Here is a 16,461-nt window from a genome sequence, read left to right as displayed (position 1 = left end):
GAGCGTCGGACCTGTCCTTTGTTGTGAATATCACCGGAGATTAACATGTCGATTCAGAACACCATTGAACAAAAAGTGATGGCTGCGCTGTCACCTGAGCATCTGGACGTGATAAATGAAAGCTACATGCACAGAGTGGAGCCCGGCTCGGAAACCCACTTCAAGCTGGTGGTGGTGAGCGATGCCTTTGAAGGTCAGCGGCTGCTGGCCCGTCATCGTACCCTGAACACCCTGCTGGCCGAGGAGCTGGCCGGTGGTGTGCATGCGCTGGCACTGCATACCCTGACGCCTGCCGAATGGCGTGCCCGTGGCGGTGTGCCCGACAGCCCCAACTGCATGGGCAAGGCGGGAGTGTCGGTTTAAGACATCTGTTATTTGTGGTTAGCAGATTTGTTACCAGCCCGATGTGACTGGAAATCACTTCCATTTTTCCGCCTTGTGCGACCAAAGCATGATTCTGCCTTGAAAATCATGGCCTTATTTTTGCTTGGTGAAAAATGAAACAAGCTGGTTTTACTGACTGCGGCGGTAAATTTTAGCAATTGCCGTGGCAGCCGCCGCTTTAAAAGTGCTAGAATTACGCGCCTTTTAAATCGGGCTGGATGTTACCGGAGTGTAGTCGTGCTGTTGTCAGGGCGATGCCAACATGCCGGTAGCGACTCATCAGCATGTTGTCATGTTTTTCATGGCAAGTACCTGTCTTCCCCTAACAAGTAGTGCAAGTGAGTATGATTACAATTAAAAAAGGACTGGACCTCCCAATTGCCGGGGCACCAGAGCAAGTAATCTACGATGGTCCCTCCATCAAGCGCGTTGCTACGCTGGGCGAGGAGTATGTGGGTATGCGCCCTACCATGCACGTCAAGGTAGAGGATCGCGTCAAGAAAGGTCAGATTCTGTTTGAAGATAAAAAGAATCCTGGCGTTAAATTCACAGCTCCCGCCGCAGGTACCGTGGTTGAAATCAACCGGGGTGCCAAGCGTGTTTTGCAGTCTGTTGTTATTGCCGTAGACGACAGCGAAGAGCAGATTACTTTTAAAAGCTATAGCTCTGCCGAACTGGCCAAACTGGAACGTGAAACTGTGCAGGAGCAGCTGGTTGAATCCGGCATGTGGACTGCGCTTCGTACCCGCCCCTTCAGCAAGGTGCCGGCGCTGGACTCTGCTCCGCGCTCCATCTTTGTGACCGCCATGGACACCAACCCGCTCAGTGCCAATGCCGAGCTGGTGATCAAGGAAAACGCCCAGGCGTTTACCGATGGTCTGCAGGTGCTGAGCCGCCTGACCGACGGTCAGGTGCATGTATGTAAAGGTGAAGGCAGCCTGCCACAGGCCAACTCCGCGAACGTAAAAGAACACGTTTTCAGCGGTGTGCACCCTGCTGGTCTGGCCGGTACCCACATTCATTTCATTGATCCTGTGGTACCCGGCAAGGTGGTCTGGTACATCAACTATCAGGACGTGATTGCCTTTGGCAAGCTGTTCACCAGCGGTGAAATCTGCACCGACCGTGTGGTTGCTCTGGGCGGCCCCGTGGTGAACAAGCCCCGCCTGCTGCGCACCCGTATCGGCGCATCTCTGGATGAGCTGACTGCCGGCGAGCTGCAGGAGGGTGAAAACCGCGTGATTTCCGGCTCGGTACTGGCCGGCACCAACGCTAATGGTCCGCATGCTTATCTGGGTCGCTACCATTTGCAGGTCTCCGCACTGAAGGAAGGCCGCGAGAAGGAATTGTTCGGCTGGCTGGCTCCGGGTTCCAACAAGTTCTCGGTTACCCGTGCTTACCTGGGCCATCTGGCCAAGGGCAAGCTGTTTGACCTGACCACGACCACCAACGGCTCTGCCCGTGCCATGGTACCAATTGGTAACTATGAGCGCGTGATGCCGCTGGATGTTCTGCCGACCCTGTTGCTGCGTGATTTGCTGTCCGGTGACACCGACAGCGCCCAAAGCCTGGGCTGCCTGGAGCTGGATGAAGAAGATCTGGCGCTGTGCACCTATGTTTGCCCGGGCAAATACGATTATGGCCAGGTGTTGCGTGAGTGCCTGACCAAGATTGAGCTGGAGGGCTAAGAAATGAGCTTAAAGCAGACTCTGGAAAACATGGAGCACCACTTTGAGCAGGGCGGTAAATACGAGAAGTTTTACGCTCTGTATGAAGCGGTTGCTACCGTGCTCTATACCCCGGGTATGGTTACCCGTAAATCTTCCCATGTTCGTGACAGCATCGATCTGAAGCGCATCATGATCATGGTGTGGATGGCGACTTTCCCGGCCATGTTCTTTGGTATGTACAACGTTGGCGGCCAGGCGATTGCGGCCCTTACCAGCATGTACAGCCCGGCCGATCTGGCTGGTGTGATTGATGGCAACTGGCGTTACAGTCTGGCCAGTGGTCTGGGGGCGACCCTGGGCGAAGGTGCCGGCTGGGGCAGTAAAATGCTGCTGGGTGCCACCTACTTCCTGCCCATCTACCTGACGGTATTTATTGTCGGTGGTTTCTGGGAAGTGCTGTTTGCCTCTGTGCGCAAGCATGAAGTAAACGAAGGCTTCTTCGTAACTTCCGTACTGTTCGCACTGATCGTACCCGCAACCCTGCCGCTGTGGCAGGCGGCGCTGGGCATCACCTTTGGTGTGGTCATGGCCAAGGAAATCTTTGGCGGTACCGGCAAGAACTTCCTTAACCCGGCACTGGCAGGCCGTGCTTTCCTGTTCTTTGCCTATCCGGCCGAGATCTCCGGTGACACCGTCTGGACTGCCGTAGACGGCTTCTCCGGCGCGACTGCGCTGGGACAGTGGGCTGCCGGCGGCCAGGCTGCGCTGATGGACGCCAACACCGGTGCTGTCATCAGCTGGATGGATGCCTTTATCGGTAACATTCAGGGCTCTATCGGTGAAGTATCTACCCTTGCCATTCTGATTGGTGGTCTGTTCATCATCTATATGGGCATTGCTTCCTGGCGCATTGTGGCCGGTGTGATGGTGGGTATGGTCGTAACTGCCACCCTGTTCAACTTTATCGGCTCCGATACCAACGCCATGTTCTCCATGCCATGGTACTGGCACCTGGTACTGGGTGGTTTTGCTTTCGGTATGATGTTTATGGCCACCGATCCGGTTTCTGCCTCCTTTACCAACAAGGGTAAATGGTGGTACGGCGCCCTGATTGGCCTGATGGTGGTGCTGATCCGTGTGGTCAACCCGGCCTTCCCTGAAGGCATGATGCTGGCCATTCTGTTCGCCAACCTGTTCGCTCCCCTGTTCGATCACTTCGTGGTTCAGGCAAATATCAAACGGAGGCTGGCCCGTGGCTAAGAAAGAAACTATCGGCAGAACTTTTGCCGTTGTCGGCGGCCTGTGCCTGGTCTGCTCCATCATCGTATCCGGCGCTGCTGTCTCGCTGAAGCCGACTCAGCAGCGTAATCAGGCGCTGGACGTGCAGACCAATATCGTCAGTGTGGCGGGTCTGGGCCGTGACAATGTTGCGGAAACCTATGACCGCTTCATTGATGCCCGTCTGCTCGATCTCACCACAGACAAGCTGACTGACAAGTCTGCTGCCGGCTTTAACCAGCGCAATGCCGCCAAGGATCCGGAAACCAGCATTCAGCTGAGCCCCGACGAAGATCCGGCCGGCATTCGTCGTCGTGCCAACCTGGCACCGGTTTATCTGGCTAAAGATGAAAACGGTGAGCTGGACAGCATCATTCTGCCGATCCATGGCCAGGGCCTGTGGTCCACCATGTATGCGTTTGTGGCTGTGGCTCCCGATGGCAACACCATCAAGGGCATCACCTACTACGAGCAGGGTGAAACTCCCGGACTCGGCGGTGAGGTAGAAAACCCGAACTGGCGCGCTCAGTTTGTTGGCAAAAAGCTGTTTGATGAAAACGGCAAGCCGGCACTGAGAGTGGTGAAGGGCGGTGCTCCTCAGGGTGCCCCTTCCAGCGTGGATGGCCTGTCCGGTGCCACCCTGACCTCTGACGGTGTGCAAAAAACCTTTGAATTCTGGTTTGGTGAACAGGGCTATGGTCCTTTCCTGGCCAAGGTTCGTGAAGGAGAACTGAACAATGGCTGATAAAGCTGAAATGAAAAAGGTTCTGTTCGGTCCCATCATCGGCAACAACCCCATCGCCCTTCAGGTGCTGGGTATCTGTTCTGCCCTGGCGGTGACCTCGCAGATGCAGACGGCATTTGTAATGTCGCTGGCGGTAATTGCGGTAACAGCGTTCTCCAACCTGTTTATCTCGCTTATTCGCAACCAGATCCCCAACTCGGTACGGATCATTGCCCAGATGGCGATCATCGCTTCTCTGGTAATTGTGGTAGACCAGATCCTGAAAGCCTACGCCTATGACATCTCCAAGCAGCTGTCGGTATTCGTAGGTCTGATCATCACCAACTGTATCGTAATGGGCCGCGCCGAAGCCTATGCCATGAAGAGCCCGCCCATGATGTCGTTCCTGGACGGTATCGGTAACGGTCTGGGCTATGGTCTTATCCTGCTGGTAGTAGCGACCATTCGTGAACTGTTTGGCTCCGGTACCTGGTTCGGCATTGAAATTCTGCCGCTGATCAAAAACGGTGGCTGGTATCAGGCCAATGGTCTGCTGCTGCTGCCGCCGAGCGCCTTCTTTATTATTGGTGGCTTTATCTGGGTACTGCGTACCTTCCGCCCCGAGCAGGTGGAGGCCAAGGAGTAAAAGATGGAACATTATCTGAGTCTGTTTGTTCGTTCCGTGTTCATCGAGAACCTGGCCCTGGCTTTCTTCCTGGGGATGTGTACCTTTCTGGCGGTGTCCAAGAAGGTAAAGACCTCTTTTGGTCTGGGTGTGGCGGTTATTGTGGTACTGACTATTTCAGTGCCGGTTAACAACCTCATCTACAACTTCATTCTGAAAGACGGTGCCCTGACTGAAGGGGTGGATCTGAGCTTCCTGAACTTCATTACCTTTATCGGGGTAATTGCGGCGCTGGTGCAGATCCTGGAAATGACCCTGGATAAGTTCTTTCCGGCACTTTACAACGCCCTGGGCATCTTTCTGCCGCTGATCACCGTAAACTGCGCCATCTTTGGTGGTGTGTCGTTCATGGTGCAGCGGGACTACAACTTTAGCGAGTCTATCGTCTACGGTTTTGGTTCCGGTGTGGGCTGGATGCTGGCTATCGTACTGCTGGCCGGTTTGCGTGAGAAGATGAAGTATGCGGATGTGCCCGATGGCCTGCGTGGTCTGGGTATCACCTTTATTTCCGCCGGTCTGATGGCCCTTGGCTTCATGTCTTTCTCTGGCATTTCCCTGTAAACCCAGTGACGGAAAAGGAATAAACGATGGAAATCATTTTAGGTGTGGTCATGTTCACCGTGATCGTGCTGGCTTTGGTAAGCATCATTTTGTTTGCCAAGTCCAAGCTGGTTGCGGAAGGGGATGTGACTATCAGCATCAATGACGATCCCGACAAGGCGATCACATCCGGTGCCGGTGTCAAGCTGCTGGGTGCTCTGGCGGCCAACGGTATCTTCGTCTCTTCTGCCTGTGGCGGCGGTGGCTCCTGTGGCCAGTGCCGGGTGCGGGTTCTGGACGGTGGCGGTGAAATTCTGCCGACCGAGCTGGATCATATTTCCAAGCGCGAAGCCCGTGAAGGCGAGCGTCTGTCCTGTCAGGTAAACGTTAAGCAGGACATGAAGATCGAGCTGCCGGAAGAAGTGTTCGGCATCAAGAAGTGGGACTGTGAAGTTATCTCCAACGATAACAAGGCGACCTTTATCAAGGAACTCAAGCTGAAGATTCCCAACGGCGAAAGCGTACCTTTCCGCGCCGGTGGTTATATTCAGATTGAAGCGCCGCCTCACCACGTCAAGTACAAAGACTTTGATGTACCGGAGAAATTCCGCGAAGACTGGGACAAGTTCAAGATCTTTGATCTGGAGTCCAAGGTAGACGAAGAAACCATTCGTGCCTACTCCATGGCCAACTATCCGGAAGAAGAAGGCATCATTATGCTGAACGTGCGGATTGCCACGCCGCCGCCCAGCAACTGGACCGCGCCTCCCGGCAAGATGTCTTCCTACATCTGGTCGCTGAAGCCCGGCGACAAGGCCACCATTTCCGGTCCCTTCGGTGAGTTCTTCGCCAAAGATACTGATGCCGAGATGGTGTTCATTGGTGGTGGTGCCGGTATGGCGCCGATGCGTTCGCACATCTTTGACCAGCTCAAGCGCCTGAACTCCAAGCGCAAGATCAGCTTCTGGTACGGTGCCCGTTCCAAGCGTGAAATGTTCTATGTGGAAGATTTCGACGGTCTGCAGGAGCAGTGTGAGAACTTCCAGTGGCATGTTGCCCTCAGTGATCCGCTGCCCGATGATAACTGGGACGGCTACACCGGCTTCATCCACAATGTCTTGTATGAAAACTACCTGCGTGATCATGAAGCGCCGGAAGATTGTGAATACTACATGTGTGGTCCGCCCGTGATGAACGCCGCCGTGATTAACATGCTCAAGAACCTGGGTGTGGAAGACGAGAACATCATGCTGGATGACTTTGGTGGTTAATCACAAATGATGATTCGCGTAATTAACTGGCTGGCCCCACTGGGGCTGGCCTTTTTATTGGCGGCCTGCCAGCCTGCAAACGATGCTGCACCACAACTGCATCTGACCGGCAATACCATGGGTACCTACTATTCCATCAAGGTTGTGGGTGCCGGGGAAGACCGGGCAGAGCAGCTGCAGGCAGAGATCGATCGCCGGCTGGAGCTGGTCAACGATCAAATGTCCACGTACCGTGAACACTCAGAGCTGAGCCGGTTTAATCAGCACCAGGCTGATATTCCCTTTGCGGTGTCTGTTGATACTGCAAAGGTAGTCACGGCAGCGCTGCAGCTGGGGCGTATAACGGACGGTGCCCTGGATGTGACGGTAGGGCCTCTGGTGAACCTGTGGGGCTTTGGGCCTGATGCCAGGCCAAGTCATATCCCCGATGACGGGCAACTGAATGATGTTAAAGCACAAACCGGCCTGGAACATCTGAGCGTGATCGCCACTGCTGACGGCGATTATCTGCAAAAGTCATTGCCTGAGCTTTATGTGGATTTGTCGTCCATTGCCAAGGGCTTTGGTGTGGATGCGGTGTCGGAATACCTCTCCGAGCAGGGGCTGACCAATCATCTGGTGGAAATTGGTGGTGAGGTGAGAACCCGGGGCCTGAATGCTCATGGTCAGGACTGGCGTATAGCGGTGGAAAAACCCGGTGCAGGTGAGGGCATGGTACAGCAGGTGGTAGCCATTGCCGGTACCAGTGTGGCGACTTCCGGTGATTATCGTAATTACTACGAGCTGGATGGTGAGCGGGTTTCTCATACCATTGATCCGGCTACCGGCAAGCCCATTACTCACCGGCTGGCGTCGGTGACAGTCATTCATCCGTCCTGTATGATGGCAGACGGTCTGGCCACGGCGCTGACGGTGATGGGAACCGAGCGAGCACTGGCATTTGCCGAGCAGCGGGGGCTGGCGGTCTATCTGCTGACCAAAACGGACGATGGCTTTAAAGTGGATATGTCCAGCGCCTTCAAGAAGTATCTAAGAGGTTGATATGCTGTATTTTCTGATTACTTTTGGCGTCTTTGCGCTGGTGGTGGCGGCCATGGCCATTGGCTATATTATTCAGCGCAAGACCATTTCCGGCTCCTGCGGCGGCCTGGGTGGCATTGGCGTTGAAAAAGCCTGTGACTGCCCGGATCCGTGCGACAACCGCAAAAAGAAAATGGCCAAGGAAGAAGCCCGCCGCCAAATGCTGGAAGAAAACCGCATTATCTGAAAGAGCAGCTGTAAGCCGTTAAAAGGCAGTTATAAGCCGTAAGCTTGAAGCCATCAGCTGCTCGAAGCAGTCTGTGGTTCTGGCTTACGGTTTTATTTGTTGTGTTGCTTGGCTGGACTCATTATCTACAACGCACTCGGGCTGCTTACAGCTGATAGCTTAAAGCTTACAGCTTTGTTTTATGCGTAAAATCATTCATGTGGACATGGACTGTTTCTTCGCGGCGGTGGAGATGCGGGCTCACCCTGAGTGGCGGAATATTCCCCTGGCCATTGGCGGCAGTGCCAGCCGGCGGGGAGTGATTGCCACCTGCAACTACCCGGCGCGTCAGTTTGGTGTGCGCTCGGCCATGCCCAGTCATCAGGCGCTGCGGTTGTGCCCTCATCTGTTGCTTATTCGCGGTAATATGGCGGAATACAAGCGGGTATCTCAGCAAATCCGGGCCATCTTTCATCGCTACACCGAACTGGTGGAGCCCCTTTCCCTTGATGAAGCCTATCTGGATGTGACCGGCAGCCCGCTGTTTAACGGCAGCGCCACCTTAATTGCCGAGGATATACGCCGTGCCATTCGTGACGAGCTGCAGCTGACTGCTTCGGCAGGCGTGGCTCCCAACAAGTTTCTGGCCAAAATTGCTTCTGATGAAAACAAACCCGATGGTCTCTTTGTGCTGTCACCGGGGAAAGTGCCTGAGTATGTGCGTGGCCTGGCACTGAGCAAGATTCCCGGTGTAGGCCAGAAAACCGCAGAAAAACTCGCTGCCATGGGGCTGGAAACCTGCGCTCAGGCCGTGGCTGCCGGTGAAGACACTCTGGTGCGCCATTTCGGCAAGTTTGGTTATGCGCTGTGGCAGCGGGCTCAGGGCGTTGACGAACGGCCGGTGCAGACCGACAGAATACGCAAATCGGTGGGCGTGGAAACCACACTGGCTGCGGATATTTATGCTGCTGAGCAGGGCAGGGAAATATTACAGCAGCTCTGGCCGGAACTGCTGCGCCGGCTGGCTGAACGGCCCATCAGTGGTCTGTGTATCAAGCTCAAGTTTGACGATTTTGAGCAGACCACACTATCACGGCGCACCACAGTGCCCGAGCTGGAGTCAGCCCTTAAGCTGTGTGAACATATCTGGGAGCGGGCAGAAGGCCGCGGCGTGCGGCTGGTGGGCATAAGCGCGGAGCTGGCTGGGGAAGACAGCGGCGTCCAGCTCGGGTTTGAGTGGGATTGAAACCAGTGAATAGGGATTAGGGAGCAGGGATTCCCTATTCCCGACTCCCCATTCCCGGGTTATTTAAGGTGATCTTCTTCCACAAACCAGCCCTGATTAGATTGTGGTGCCGCCGGTGCGGCTTGTACGCTGCCCACCACGGCGGCGGGACCGCTGCTCTGTGCCTGCGCTGAGCTTGTCGTGGCTGTGCCCGGCTCCAGTGCCGGCGCATCACGGCCGTCATCGGGATGGGCCTGGTTTTGCTGGTAGCCGTCATTGCTGTAGTCATTCTGCACACCCGGGGCCAGCTTGCGGGTTTCATCCAGCAGTTCACGGCCAAAATCAACAGCCCGGCTGAGAAGGTTGTCGGCCAGTGCCGGTGTGGTCACCAGCACACCAAGCAGTAACAGGGATTTTGCTTTCATCGGGCACCTCCATAATAAACTGCCCAAATCATAAGCGAAAATCCCTGTGCTGAATATGTCTTCGGCCTTGTCTTTGTCGTTAACTGACGCGCTCGGGTGTTTGCTCCAGTACGCGCACCAGTAATTGCCAGAAGCGCTCCACAGCACTGATGCTGACCCGCTCATCGGGAGAGTGAGCACCCTGAATGGTCGGCCCGAACGACACCATGTCCCAGTGCGGGTACACATGGCCCAGCAAACCGCATTCCAGGCCGGCATGAATAACCTTAACCGCCGGCAGCTCGCCAAATACGTCTTTGTGCGTATCCAGCACCAGCTTCATGATGGGGGAGTCCGGGTTGGGCTGCCAGCCCGGATAGGCACCGTCCAGCATCACGGTGGCACCGGCCAGCTCAAATACAGCGGTGGTCATGGCGGCCACCCTGTCTCGTCCGGCATTATCCAGCGAGCGGATCAGGCATTGCACATGAATATGATCATCGCGGGTTTCAATGACTCCCAGGTTACTGGACGTCTGTGTAACGTCAGGCATGGTACGGCTCATGGCCAGGGCACCGTGAGGGCAGGCCAGCAGAGCCCGCACCAGCTGTTGCTGGAGGGGCCGGTTCATTATTCGCCCGGGCAGTGCGCAAGGAAGCAGTTCTAGCTGAATAAAATCGTCAACACCCTGAAACTCACTGCAGTATTGCTGCTGATATTGCGCCAGCAGCGCGTGCAGTTCGGGCTGGTCCTGCTCGGGCAATACCAGCACAGCACTGGCTTCCCGGGCGATGGCATTGCGCAGGGTACCGCCGGCAAGCGTGCTCAGCCGCACTTGCTCAAACCGGCTGAAGGCATGCAGCAGCTCTGCCAGCAGCTTGTTGGCACTGGCCCGGCCTTCATGAATATTGATGCCGGAATGACCACCACGCAGGCCCTTGATGTTCAGCTGCAGCGCCACCAGGCCTGGTGGTACCGGCTCGGCCTGATAGGGCAGGGTAATGTTGGCATCCACACCACCGGCACAGCCCATATAAACGTCACCGTCCTGCTCCGAGTCGGTATTGAGCAGTATCTCGCCTTCAAGCCAGCCAGGCTGAAGATTAAAAGCGCCTGTCATGCCGCTTTCTTCATCGACGGTCAGCAGCACTTCCAGCGGACCGTGTGTGAGTGTGTTGTCGGCCAGCACGGCCAGACAGGCGGCCATACCGATGCCATTGTCGGCACCCAGGGTGGTGCCGGTGGCACAGACCCAGTCACCGTCAATGCGCGGACGAATGGGATCCCTGGTAAAGTCATGCTGCGTGCCGGCATTGGCCTGAGGCACCATATCAAGGTGGGCCTGCAGCACCACTCCCTTGCGGTTTTCCATGCCGGGACTGGCGGGCTTTTTAATAAGCAGGTTACCGATCTCATCCTGTTGTACCACCAGGCCAAGATCGTTGGCCCATAGAGTGATCCAGCGACGCAGTTCGGCTTCATGGCCGGAAGGGTGAGGAATGCTGCAGATGGTGTCAAAAAAGCCCCAGACACTGGCCGGGGCTAAAGTACGTATGGAAGTCATGCGGTTACCGGCAAATAAAACAGTGCATTCAGCTTACCCTGCCTCTGCGGCCGTTATCCATTACCGGCCTCAAAATCTGAGAGGCTCAGGCTTTAAAACCGTCAACTTCTGCTGACAGCCGCTGTCCCAGACCGAGCAAGGCGGTGCCGGCACTGTCGGTTTCATGGGTTTTGCTGCGCACTTCTTCTGCCAGTTCGCTCAGACGGCTGAGGTTGCGGCTCATTTCTTCCGTGGTCTGGCGCTGCTGCTCGGCGGCGGTGGCAATCTGGTTGTTCATGTCGTTAATCAGCGTCATACGCTCGGTAATGGTCGCCAGAGCCTCACCTGCCTGTACCGCGCTGCCCTGAGTTTCCTCGGCGCGCTGCATCAGCGTCTGCATGCGGGTGACAGTATCATCCGACTCCTGCTGAAGACCATGAATAATTTGCTCAATCTCATTGGTGGAACTTTGGGTGCGGGTGGCCAGCTCCCGCACCTCGTCGGCCACCACCGCAAAGCCGCGGCCCTGCTCACCGGCCCGGGCTGCTTCAATGGCGGCATTCAGTGCCAGCAGGTTGGTTTGCTCGGCAATGGTACGGATCACCTCCAGCACGGTACCAATTTCCTTGGTACGTTCTGCCAGCGCTCCCAGCCGTTGCTGAGCCTGACTGAGTTCATTGACCAGCGCGGAGGAATGCTCGCAGGTCTCTGCTACCTGTTGCGAGCCCTGCTGGGCAGCAACGGAGGACTCCCGGCTGGCGTTGGCAGCCTGGCCGGCAGAGCGGGCAACCTCACTGCTGGTGGCCAGCATTTCCTGCATGGCGGTGGCCACTTGCTCGGTTTCAGCGGACTGCTGCTCCGACACACTGCGGTTATGACGTACGATTTCCGACAGCCGGCCGGATGCCTGCGTAACTTCCTGGCTGATGGGCGAGAGCCGGCGAATGGTGTCGCCCAGGCGGGCACAGAACTGGTTAAAGCTCTGGCTGAGCTGGGTAATTTCATCCCTGCCGCTTTCATCCAGGCGCTGGCGCAAGTCACCCTCACCGTGAGAAATATCCCTCAGGGCACTGACTGTCTGACTCACCGGATTAAGAATGCTGCGGATCAGTACCACGGCTACCAGCACCGCCACGGCACCCAGGCCCAGCATCAGCAGCATGACCTTGCCTGCCAGCTCAAACAGCTGAGTTTCTACATCATCAATATAAATACCGGTGCCGATAATCCAGCCCCAGGGGTCGAACAGCTGGACGTAAGAGACTTTTTCTACCGGTTCACTCAGGCCGGGCTTGGGCCAGAGATAGTGTACAAAGCCGCGGCCACCGGTTTCTATTTCCCGCACCATTTCAACAAAAAGCCGCTTGCCATTGGGATCCTGAAAGCCGCTCAGGTCTTCACCGTTCAGCTCCGGCTTCATGGGATGCAGTATCATGCGGGGGTGATGATCATTGATCCAGAAATAGTCATCGTTGCCATAGCGCAGGCCGGCTACCGCGACCTTGGCCAGCGAGCGGGCCTGGGCTTCTGAAAGCTGGCCGCTTAATTGCTGAGCGTAATAATGTTGAATAACACTGCTGGCCTGCTGTACCTGATGCATGGCCTGAGTGCGCTTTTCTTCTACCAGGCTCTGATAAAAAAACCATAACATCAGCAGAGTGACACCAAGAATGCCTGCAGACAGTAATAACAGATTCAGGTAGAGCCGTTTTGCGATGGTCAGAGAGCGAAGCCAGTTCACATTAAATTCCTTTTTATTGTGGTCAGATTCCGTGCCGAACTCATTCTAGGTACTAATTCCCACAAAGTAAGTATGTATTCAGGGAAATGAGATAAAGTCGTCTTAGACTTTGGTCTAACATGGTGGGGAAGGATCTTCGCCGAAAAAGCTGTTTAGCTGGTCAAGAATGAGCGCGATCTTTATAATGCGCCCATTGTTTGCCCGCCAGTCCGTCAATGCAGGCTGCCGGGTGGCCATTCTGTTTTAAAGCCAACACCCAAAGGTTCTTTTATATGTCCAACAAATTCGTCGTCACCTGGGACTCTTTTCAGCGCGAAGCGCGCAAGCTGGCCGCCCGCCAGCTGCCGGCCAGCCAGTGGAAAGGCATTATTGCCGTCAGCCGCGGTGGTCTGGTGCCTGCCGCCATTCTGGCCCGTGAGCTGGGTATTCGTCACGTAGACACCCTGTGCATTTCCAGCTACGACCATAATCAGCAGCGTGATGATCTGCAGGTACTCAAGCAGGTAAACGGCGACGGCGAAGGTTTCCTGATTGTGGATGATCTGGTTGATACCGGTAATACCGCCAAGGTGATCCGCGAGCTGTATCCCAAGGCCAAGTTCATTACCGTGTTTGCCAAGCCCAAAGGCGAGCCGCTGGTAGATGACTTTGAAGTGCGTGTTGGCCAGGATACCTGGATTGAACAACCCTGGGACATGAGCGTGACCTTTGTAACGCCTCTGTGCGATCAGGACCAGGCATGATAAAAAGGCTCTTCGGAGCCTTTTTTATTTTCAGACGCCGGAGTGCCGATGACAGACCTGCAAAGCAACCTGACCGAGCAATTGTTTTCAGCTGTACACCATGTTCCTGAAACATCCACCATCAGCTATGCCGGCCGGCGCACGGCGGTACCACAAGAGCCGGCTCCATTTGTAGATGGTGCCGATCTGCCCGCCTTTTACCGGCTGCAAAAGCGGGCTCTCTGGCACTGGCAGGGTATAGACAGTATCGAAATAGAAGCCACACTGGCGCGCATGGCCATGGCTACCGGCAGGCGCAGTGTGGATGCCTGGCTGGATACGCTGGTGGAATATGGGCCCGGCCACTGGGTATTTGAGTGGAGTCAGCTGGGAGCGGCGGCACAACAACAGGCGCGTCAGGCCAGTGGTCAGCATCAGGCTCAGCAGCACTTTCTGGCCGCGGCCCGTTACTTTTCGCTGGCCAGTTATCCTCATCTGAAAGGTGACCGGCTTGCGTTGCAGGCTCAGTTACTGGCCAATCAGGCTTACCGGGAAGCCGGGCGGTTGCTGCCGGTGCCGTTAAAAGAACTGCGTATTCCCTTTAACGGCAAGGAAGTGCAGGGTTATCTGCATCTGCCCGCCGCCGACAGACCACTGCCTTTAGTGATAGTAAGCGGTAGCCTGGACAGCCTGCAGCTCGACTTCTGGCATTTTTATCATCGTTTTCTGGCTCCGGCGGGTATTGCCATGCTGACCGTTGACATGCCCGGTATCGGTTACTCTTCTCACTGGCCTCTGGTACAGGACAGCAGCCGGCTGCATCAGGCGGTGCTGCATTATGTGCCGAATATTCCCTGGGTTGATGAACGCCGGGTCGCCATGCTGGGGGTGCGCATGGGCGGCAATGTGGCGGCCCGGCTGGCCAGTCTGGAGCCATTCCGGCTGCGGGCTGCCGTCAGCATTGCCGGTGCCGCCAATTTGTTTTTCAGCGAACAGGAGCGCTTTATGCGGGCACCGGCCATGCTGAGAGACAGTGTGGCCAACCGGCTGGGCATGATCAGTAACGACTGGAACAGCGTGTTTCATCATTGCCGGGGACTGTCTTTAAAAACCCAGGGACTGATGGCACGAAAAACCTCCGTCCCCCTGCTCAGTATTGGCCATCGTCATGACTTTTTATGCCCGGAGCAGGAAATTCAGGCGCTGGCGGGGATCAGCCGCAGTGGCCAGGCGCAGGTGCTGGATAAACTGCCCTTGCTGGATGTATATGAAACTGCCTTGACCCGTGCCCGTGACTGGTTGCTAGACCACCTTTAAATTCGGGGCAAGGTATGGTTGCGACTTTTTTGCTCATCAGTGCTGTGTATCCTTTATTCTTGAGCGAAAAAGCGTTACATATAGGCCAGTTACCAGGGAGGTGGTTATGAGTACTGAAACAGTAAGTCATGGCAAGCTGTTGCGTCTGTTTGCGGCCATTGGCCCCTATCTGCGCAGTGAGCAGTCCAGTCAGGACGGTTACTTCTTTGATTGCCTGGCGGTGTGCGTCAGTGCCAAGGCGGAGCCGGAAAAACGGGAATTCTGGGGCTGGTGGCTGAAGCTTGTGCCTAAAAGCGACCAGTATTTTGAATTTCATTATCGTCTTGGTCACTTTGGTGGCGAAGGGGGTGAGTGGCAGGAGCGGGATATTCCCCGCAAGCATGAAGAGGAAGTTGCCCGTACCCTGCGTGACTTCTACGACAAGCTGGCTGCCTGTCTTGACGAACTTTCTCTCAGTGCCGGCCCGGCACCGGAGCTTGGTGACAAGCACCTGCTGAGCCCCGCCTAAGCGTTTTTCGGCCCGCCGCAAAACCAAATTTTAAATAACAATTGCCGGCACCATGCCGGCATTGCTGTGTAGTAAAGGAGCCGCAGGGCGTTCCATGAAAGGCAAAACCATTGTTGTAAAACTGGGTACCAGTGTGCTCACCGGCGGCACCCGCCATCTCGACAAGGCACACATGGTGGAGCTGGTGCGCCAGTGCGCCAGCCTGCACCGGGCTGGCCACCGCATTATTGTCGTTACCTCAGCCGCTATTGCTGCCGGCCGTGAGCACCTGGGCTTTCCTGAACTGGCCGGTACCATGGCCAACAAGCAGATGCTGGCAGCCGTTGGCCAGACCCAGCTGATCCAGACCTGGCAGTCGTTATTCAATATCTATGGCCTGCATGTGGGCCAGTTGCTGCTGACCCGTGCCGATCTGGAAGACAGAGAGCGCTATCTCAACGCCCGGGACAGTCTGCGTGCCCTGCTGGATCACCGTATTATTCCGGTGATCAACGAAAACGACGCCGTGGCCACCAATGAGATCAAGGTGGGGGATAACGATAATCTGTCTGCCCGCGCCGCCATTCTGGCCGAGGCCGACTTGTTAATCCTGCTGACCGATCAGCGTGGTCTCTTTACTGCCGATCCGCGCAATAACCCCGATGCCCAGCTGATTGAAGAAGTGCAGACCATAGACGATACCCTGCGCAAGCTGGCCGGGGGCAGTGTCACTGGTCTGGGCACCGGTGGTATGGCCACCAAGCTGCAGGCCGCCGACGTCGCCCGCCGGGCCGGGGTGGATGTGGTGATTGCTACCGGTCAGATTCCGGAAGTGGTAGGCCGGCTGGCTGCCGGCGAGCGGGTGGGTACCCGTTTTCCGGCACTGGCCACGCCGCTGGAAAGCCGCAAGCGCTGGATCCTGGCGGGCCCGCCTCCCCATGGTGAGATTCATATTGATACCGGCGCTGTGCGGGCGGTAACAGACAAGGGATCCAGCCTGCTGCCCAAGGGCATAGTACGGGTGGAAGGGCGTTTTCGCCGGGGTGAGGCCGTGCGCATTGTCAATGCCGACGGCCGGGAAGTGGCCCGGGGAATTTGTCGTTACGACGCACAGGATCTGGACCATATTAAAGGACAGCACTCAGATCAAATAGAAACACTGCTTGGCTATGGCTATGGCAGTGTTGCCATTCATCGTGACGATCTGGTGCTTTTGTAGGAGAT

Annotated in this window: 17 protein-coding genes; 14 read left to right on the top strand and 3 right to left on the bottom strand. The window is 56.0% G+C overall.

The annotated features are described in order from the left end of the window. Positions 1-45: 45 nt before the first annotated feature. From G364_RS0106805 to dinB, 10 genes are all read left to right on the top strand, one after another. Complete coding sequence (locus G364_RS0106805; RefSeq protein WP_019934397.1) at positions 46-363, top strand: BolA family protein; 318 nt, start codon at positions 46-48, stop codon at positions 361-363. A 365-nt stretch (positions 364-728) separates the two neighbouring features. Next, entirely contained in the window at positions 729-2,072 is a 1,344-nt protein-coding gene (locus G364_RS17190) for a Na(+)-translocating NADH-quinone reductase subunit A (protein WP_040614528.1), read from the top strand. Between the two features lie 3 nt (positions 2,073-2,075). Then, complete coding sequence (locus G364_RS17185; protein ID WP_019934395.1) at positions 2,076-3,314, top strand: NADH:ubiquinone reductase (Na(+)-transporting) subunit B; 1,239 nt, start codon at positions 2,076-2,078, stop codon at positions 3,312-3,314. Further along, positions 3,307-4,077 (top strand): Na(+)-translocating NADH-quinone reductase subunit C, encoded by a 771-nt coding sequence (locus G364_RS0106790; RefSeq protein WP_019934394.1) that lies wholly within the window; start codon positions 3,307-3,309, stop codon positions 4,075-4,077. Before G364_RS17185 ends, G364_RS0106790 begins: the two co-directional genes overlap by 8 nt. After that, positions 4,070-4,702 carry an NADH:ubiquinone reductase (Na(+)-transporting) subunit D gene (locus tag G364_RS0106785; RefSeq protein ID WP_014291675.1) on the top strand — a complete coding sequence of 211 codons (633 nt, stop codon included), beginning with the start codon at positions 4,070-4,072 and terminating at the stop codon, positions 4,700-4,702. The genes G364_RS0106790 and G364_RS0106785 overlap by 8 nt, the downstream gene beginning before the upstream one ends. 3 nt (positions 4,703-4,705) lie before the next feature. Further along, positions 4,706-5,302, top strand: a complete 597-nt coding sequence (nqrE, locus tag G364_RS0106780; RefSeq protein WP_019934393.1) for an NADH:ubiquinone reductase (Na(+)-transporting) subunit E — start codon at positions 4,706-4,708, stop codon at positions 5,300-5,302. Positions 5,303-5,328: 26 nt separating this feature from the next. Next, complete coding sequence (gene nqrF, locus G364_RS0106775; RefSeq protein WP_019934392.1) at positions 5,329-6,552, top strand: NADH:ubiquinone reductase (Na(+)-transporting) subunit F; 1,224 nt, start codon at positions 5,329-5,331, stop codon at positions 6,550-6,552. 6 nt (positions 6,553-6,558) lie between these two features. Beyond that, on the top strand, positions 6,559-7,593 hold the full coding sequence (locus tag G364_RS0106770) for an FAD:protein FMN transferase ApbE (RefSeq protein WP_019934391.1): 1,035 nt from the start codon (positions 6,559-6,561) through the stop codon (positions 7,591-7,593). Position 7,594: 1 nt separating this feature from the next. Next, entirely contained in the window at positions 7,595-7,819 is a 225-nt protein-coding gene (nqrM, locus tag G364_RS0106765) for a (Na+)-NQR maturation NqrM (RefSeq protein WP_019934390.1), read from the top strand. A gap of 181 nt (positions 7,820-8,000) precedes the next feature. After that, positions 8,001-9,044 (top strand): DNA polymerase IV, encoded by a 1,044-nt coding sequence (gene dinB, locus G364_RS0106760; RefSeq protein ID WP_019934389.1) that lies wholly within the window; start codon positions 8,001-8,003, stop codon positions 9,042-9,044. 59 nt (positions 9,045-9,103) lie between these two features. On the opposite strand, the gene G364_RS0106755 is transcribed toward dinB, so the two are convergent. The 3 genes from G364_RS0106755 to G364_RS0106745 all read right to left on the bottom strand — a co-directional run bounded on the left by G364_RS0106755 (position 9,104) and on the right by G364_RS0106745 (position 12,711). Further along, positions 9,104-9,448, bottom strand: coding sequence for a hypothetical protein (locus G364_RS0106755; protein ID WP_019934388.1), 345 nt, complete (start codon positions 9,446-9,448; stop codon positions 9,104-9,106). A 79-nt stretch (positions 9,449-9,527) separates the two neighbouring features. After that, a complete protein-coding gene (locus G364_RS0106750) occupies positions 9,528-10,991 on the bottom strand; it encodes an aminoacyl-histidine dipeptidase (protein ID WP_019934387.1) in 1,464 nt (487 codons plus the stop codon). An 85-nt stretch (positions 10,992-11,076) separates the two neighbouring features. Next, positions 11,077-12,711, bottom strand: a complete 1,635-nt coding sequence (locus tag G364_RS0106745) for a methyl-accepting chemotaxis protein (protein WP_019934386.1) — start codon at positions 12,709-12,711, stop codon at positions 11,077-11,079. A gap of 272 nt (positions 12,712-12,983) precedes the next feature. On the opposite strand from G364_RS0106745, the gene gpt reads away from it, so the two are divergent. From gpt to proB, 4 genes are all read left to right on the top strand, one after another. Next, a complete protein-coding gene (gene gpt / locus G364_RS0106735; protein WP_019934385.1) occupies positions 12,984-13,454 on the top strand; it encodes a xanthine phosphoribosyltransferase in 471 nt (156 codons plus the stop codon). A 48-nt stretch (positions 13,455-13,502) separates the two neighbouring features. Continuing rightward, positions 13,503-14,750 (top strand): esterase FrsA, encoded by a 1,248-nt coding sequence (frsA, locus tag G364_RS0106730; protein WP_019934384.1) that lies wholly within the window; start codon positions 13,503-13,505, stop codon positions 14,748-14,750. 106 nt (positions 14,751-14,856) lie between these two features. After that, positions 14,857-15,258 (top strand): sigma factor-binding protein Crl, encoded by a 402-nt coding sequence (gene crl / locus G364_RS0106725; RefSeq protein WP_019934383.1) that lies wholly within the window; start codon positions 14,857-14,859, stop codon positions 15,256-15,258. A gap of 94 nt (positions 15,259-15,352) precedes the next feature. Then, entirely contained in the window at positions 15,353-16,456 is a 1,104-nt protein-coding gene (proB, locus tag G364_RS0106720; protein ID WP_019934382.1) for a glutamate 5-kinase, read from the top strand. Positions 16,457-16,461: the final 5 nt, after the last annotated feature.

The organism is Oceanimonas smirnovii ATCC BAA-899, from assembly GCF_000381965.1.
In the GTDB taxonomy this organism is placed as follows: Bacteria; Pseudomonadota; Gammaproteobacteria; order Enterobacterales; family Aeromonadaceae; genus Oceanimonas; species Oceanimonas smirnovii.
The sequence above is the reverse complement of the archived record's forward strand: the minus strand, read 5'-3'. Positions and strand labels throughout refer to the sequence as shown.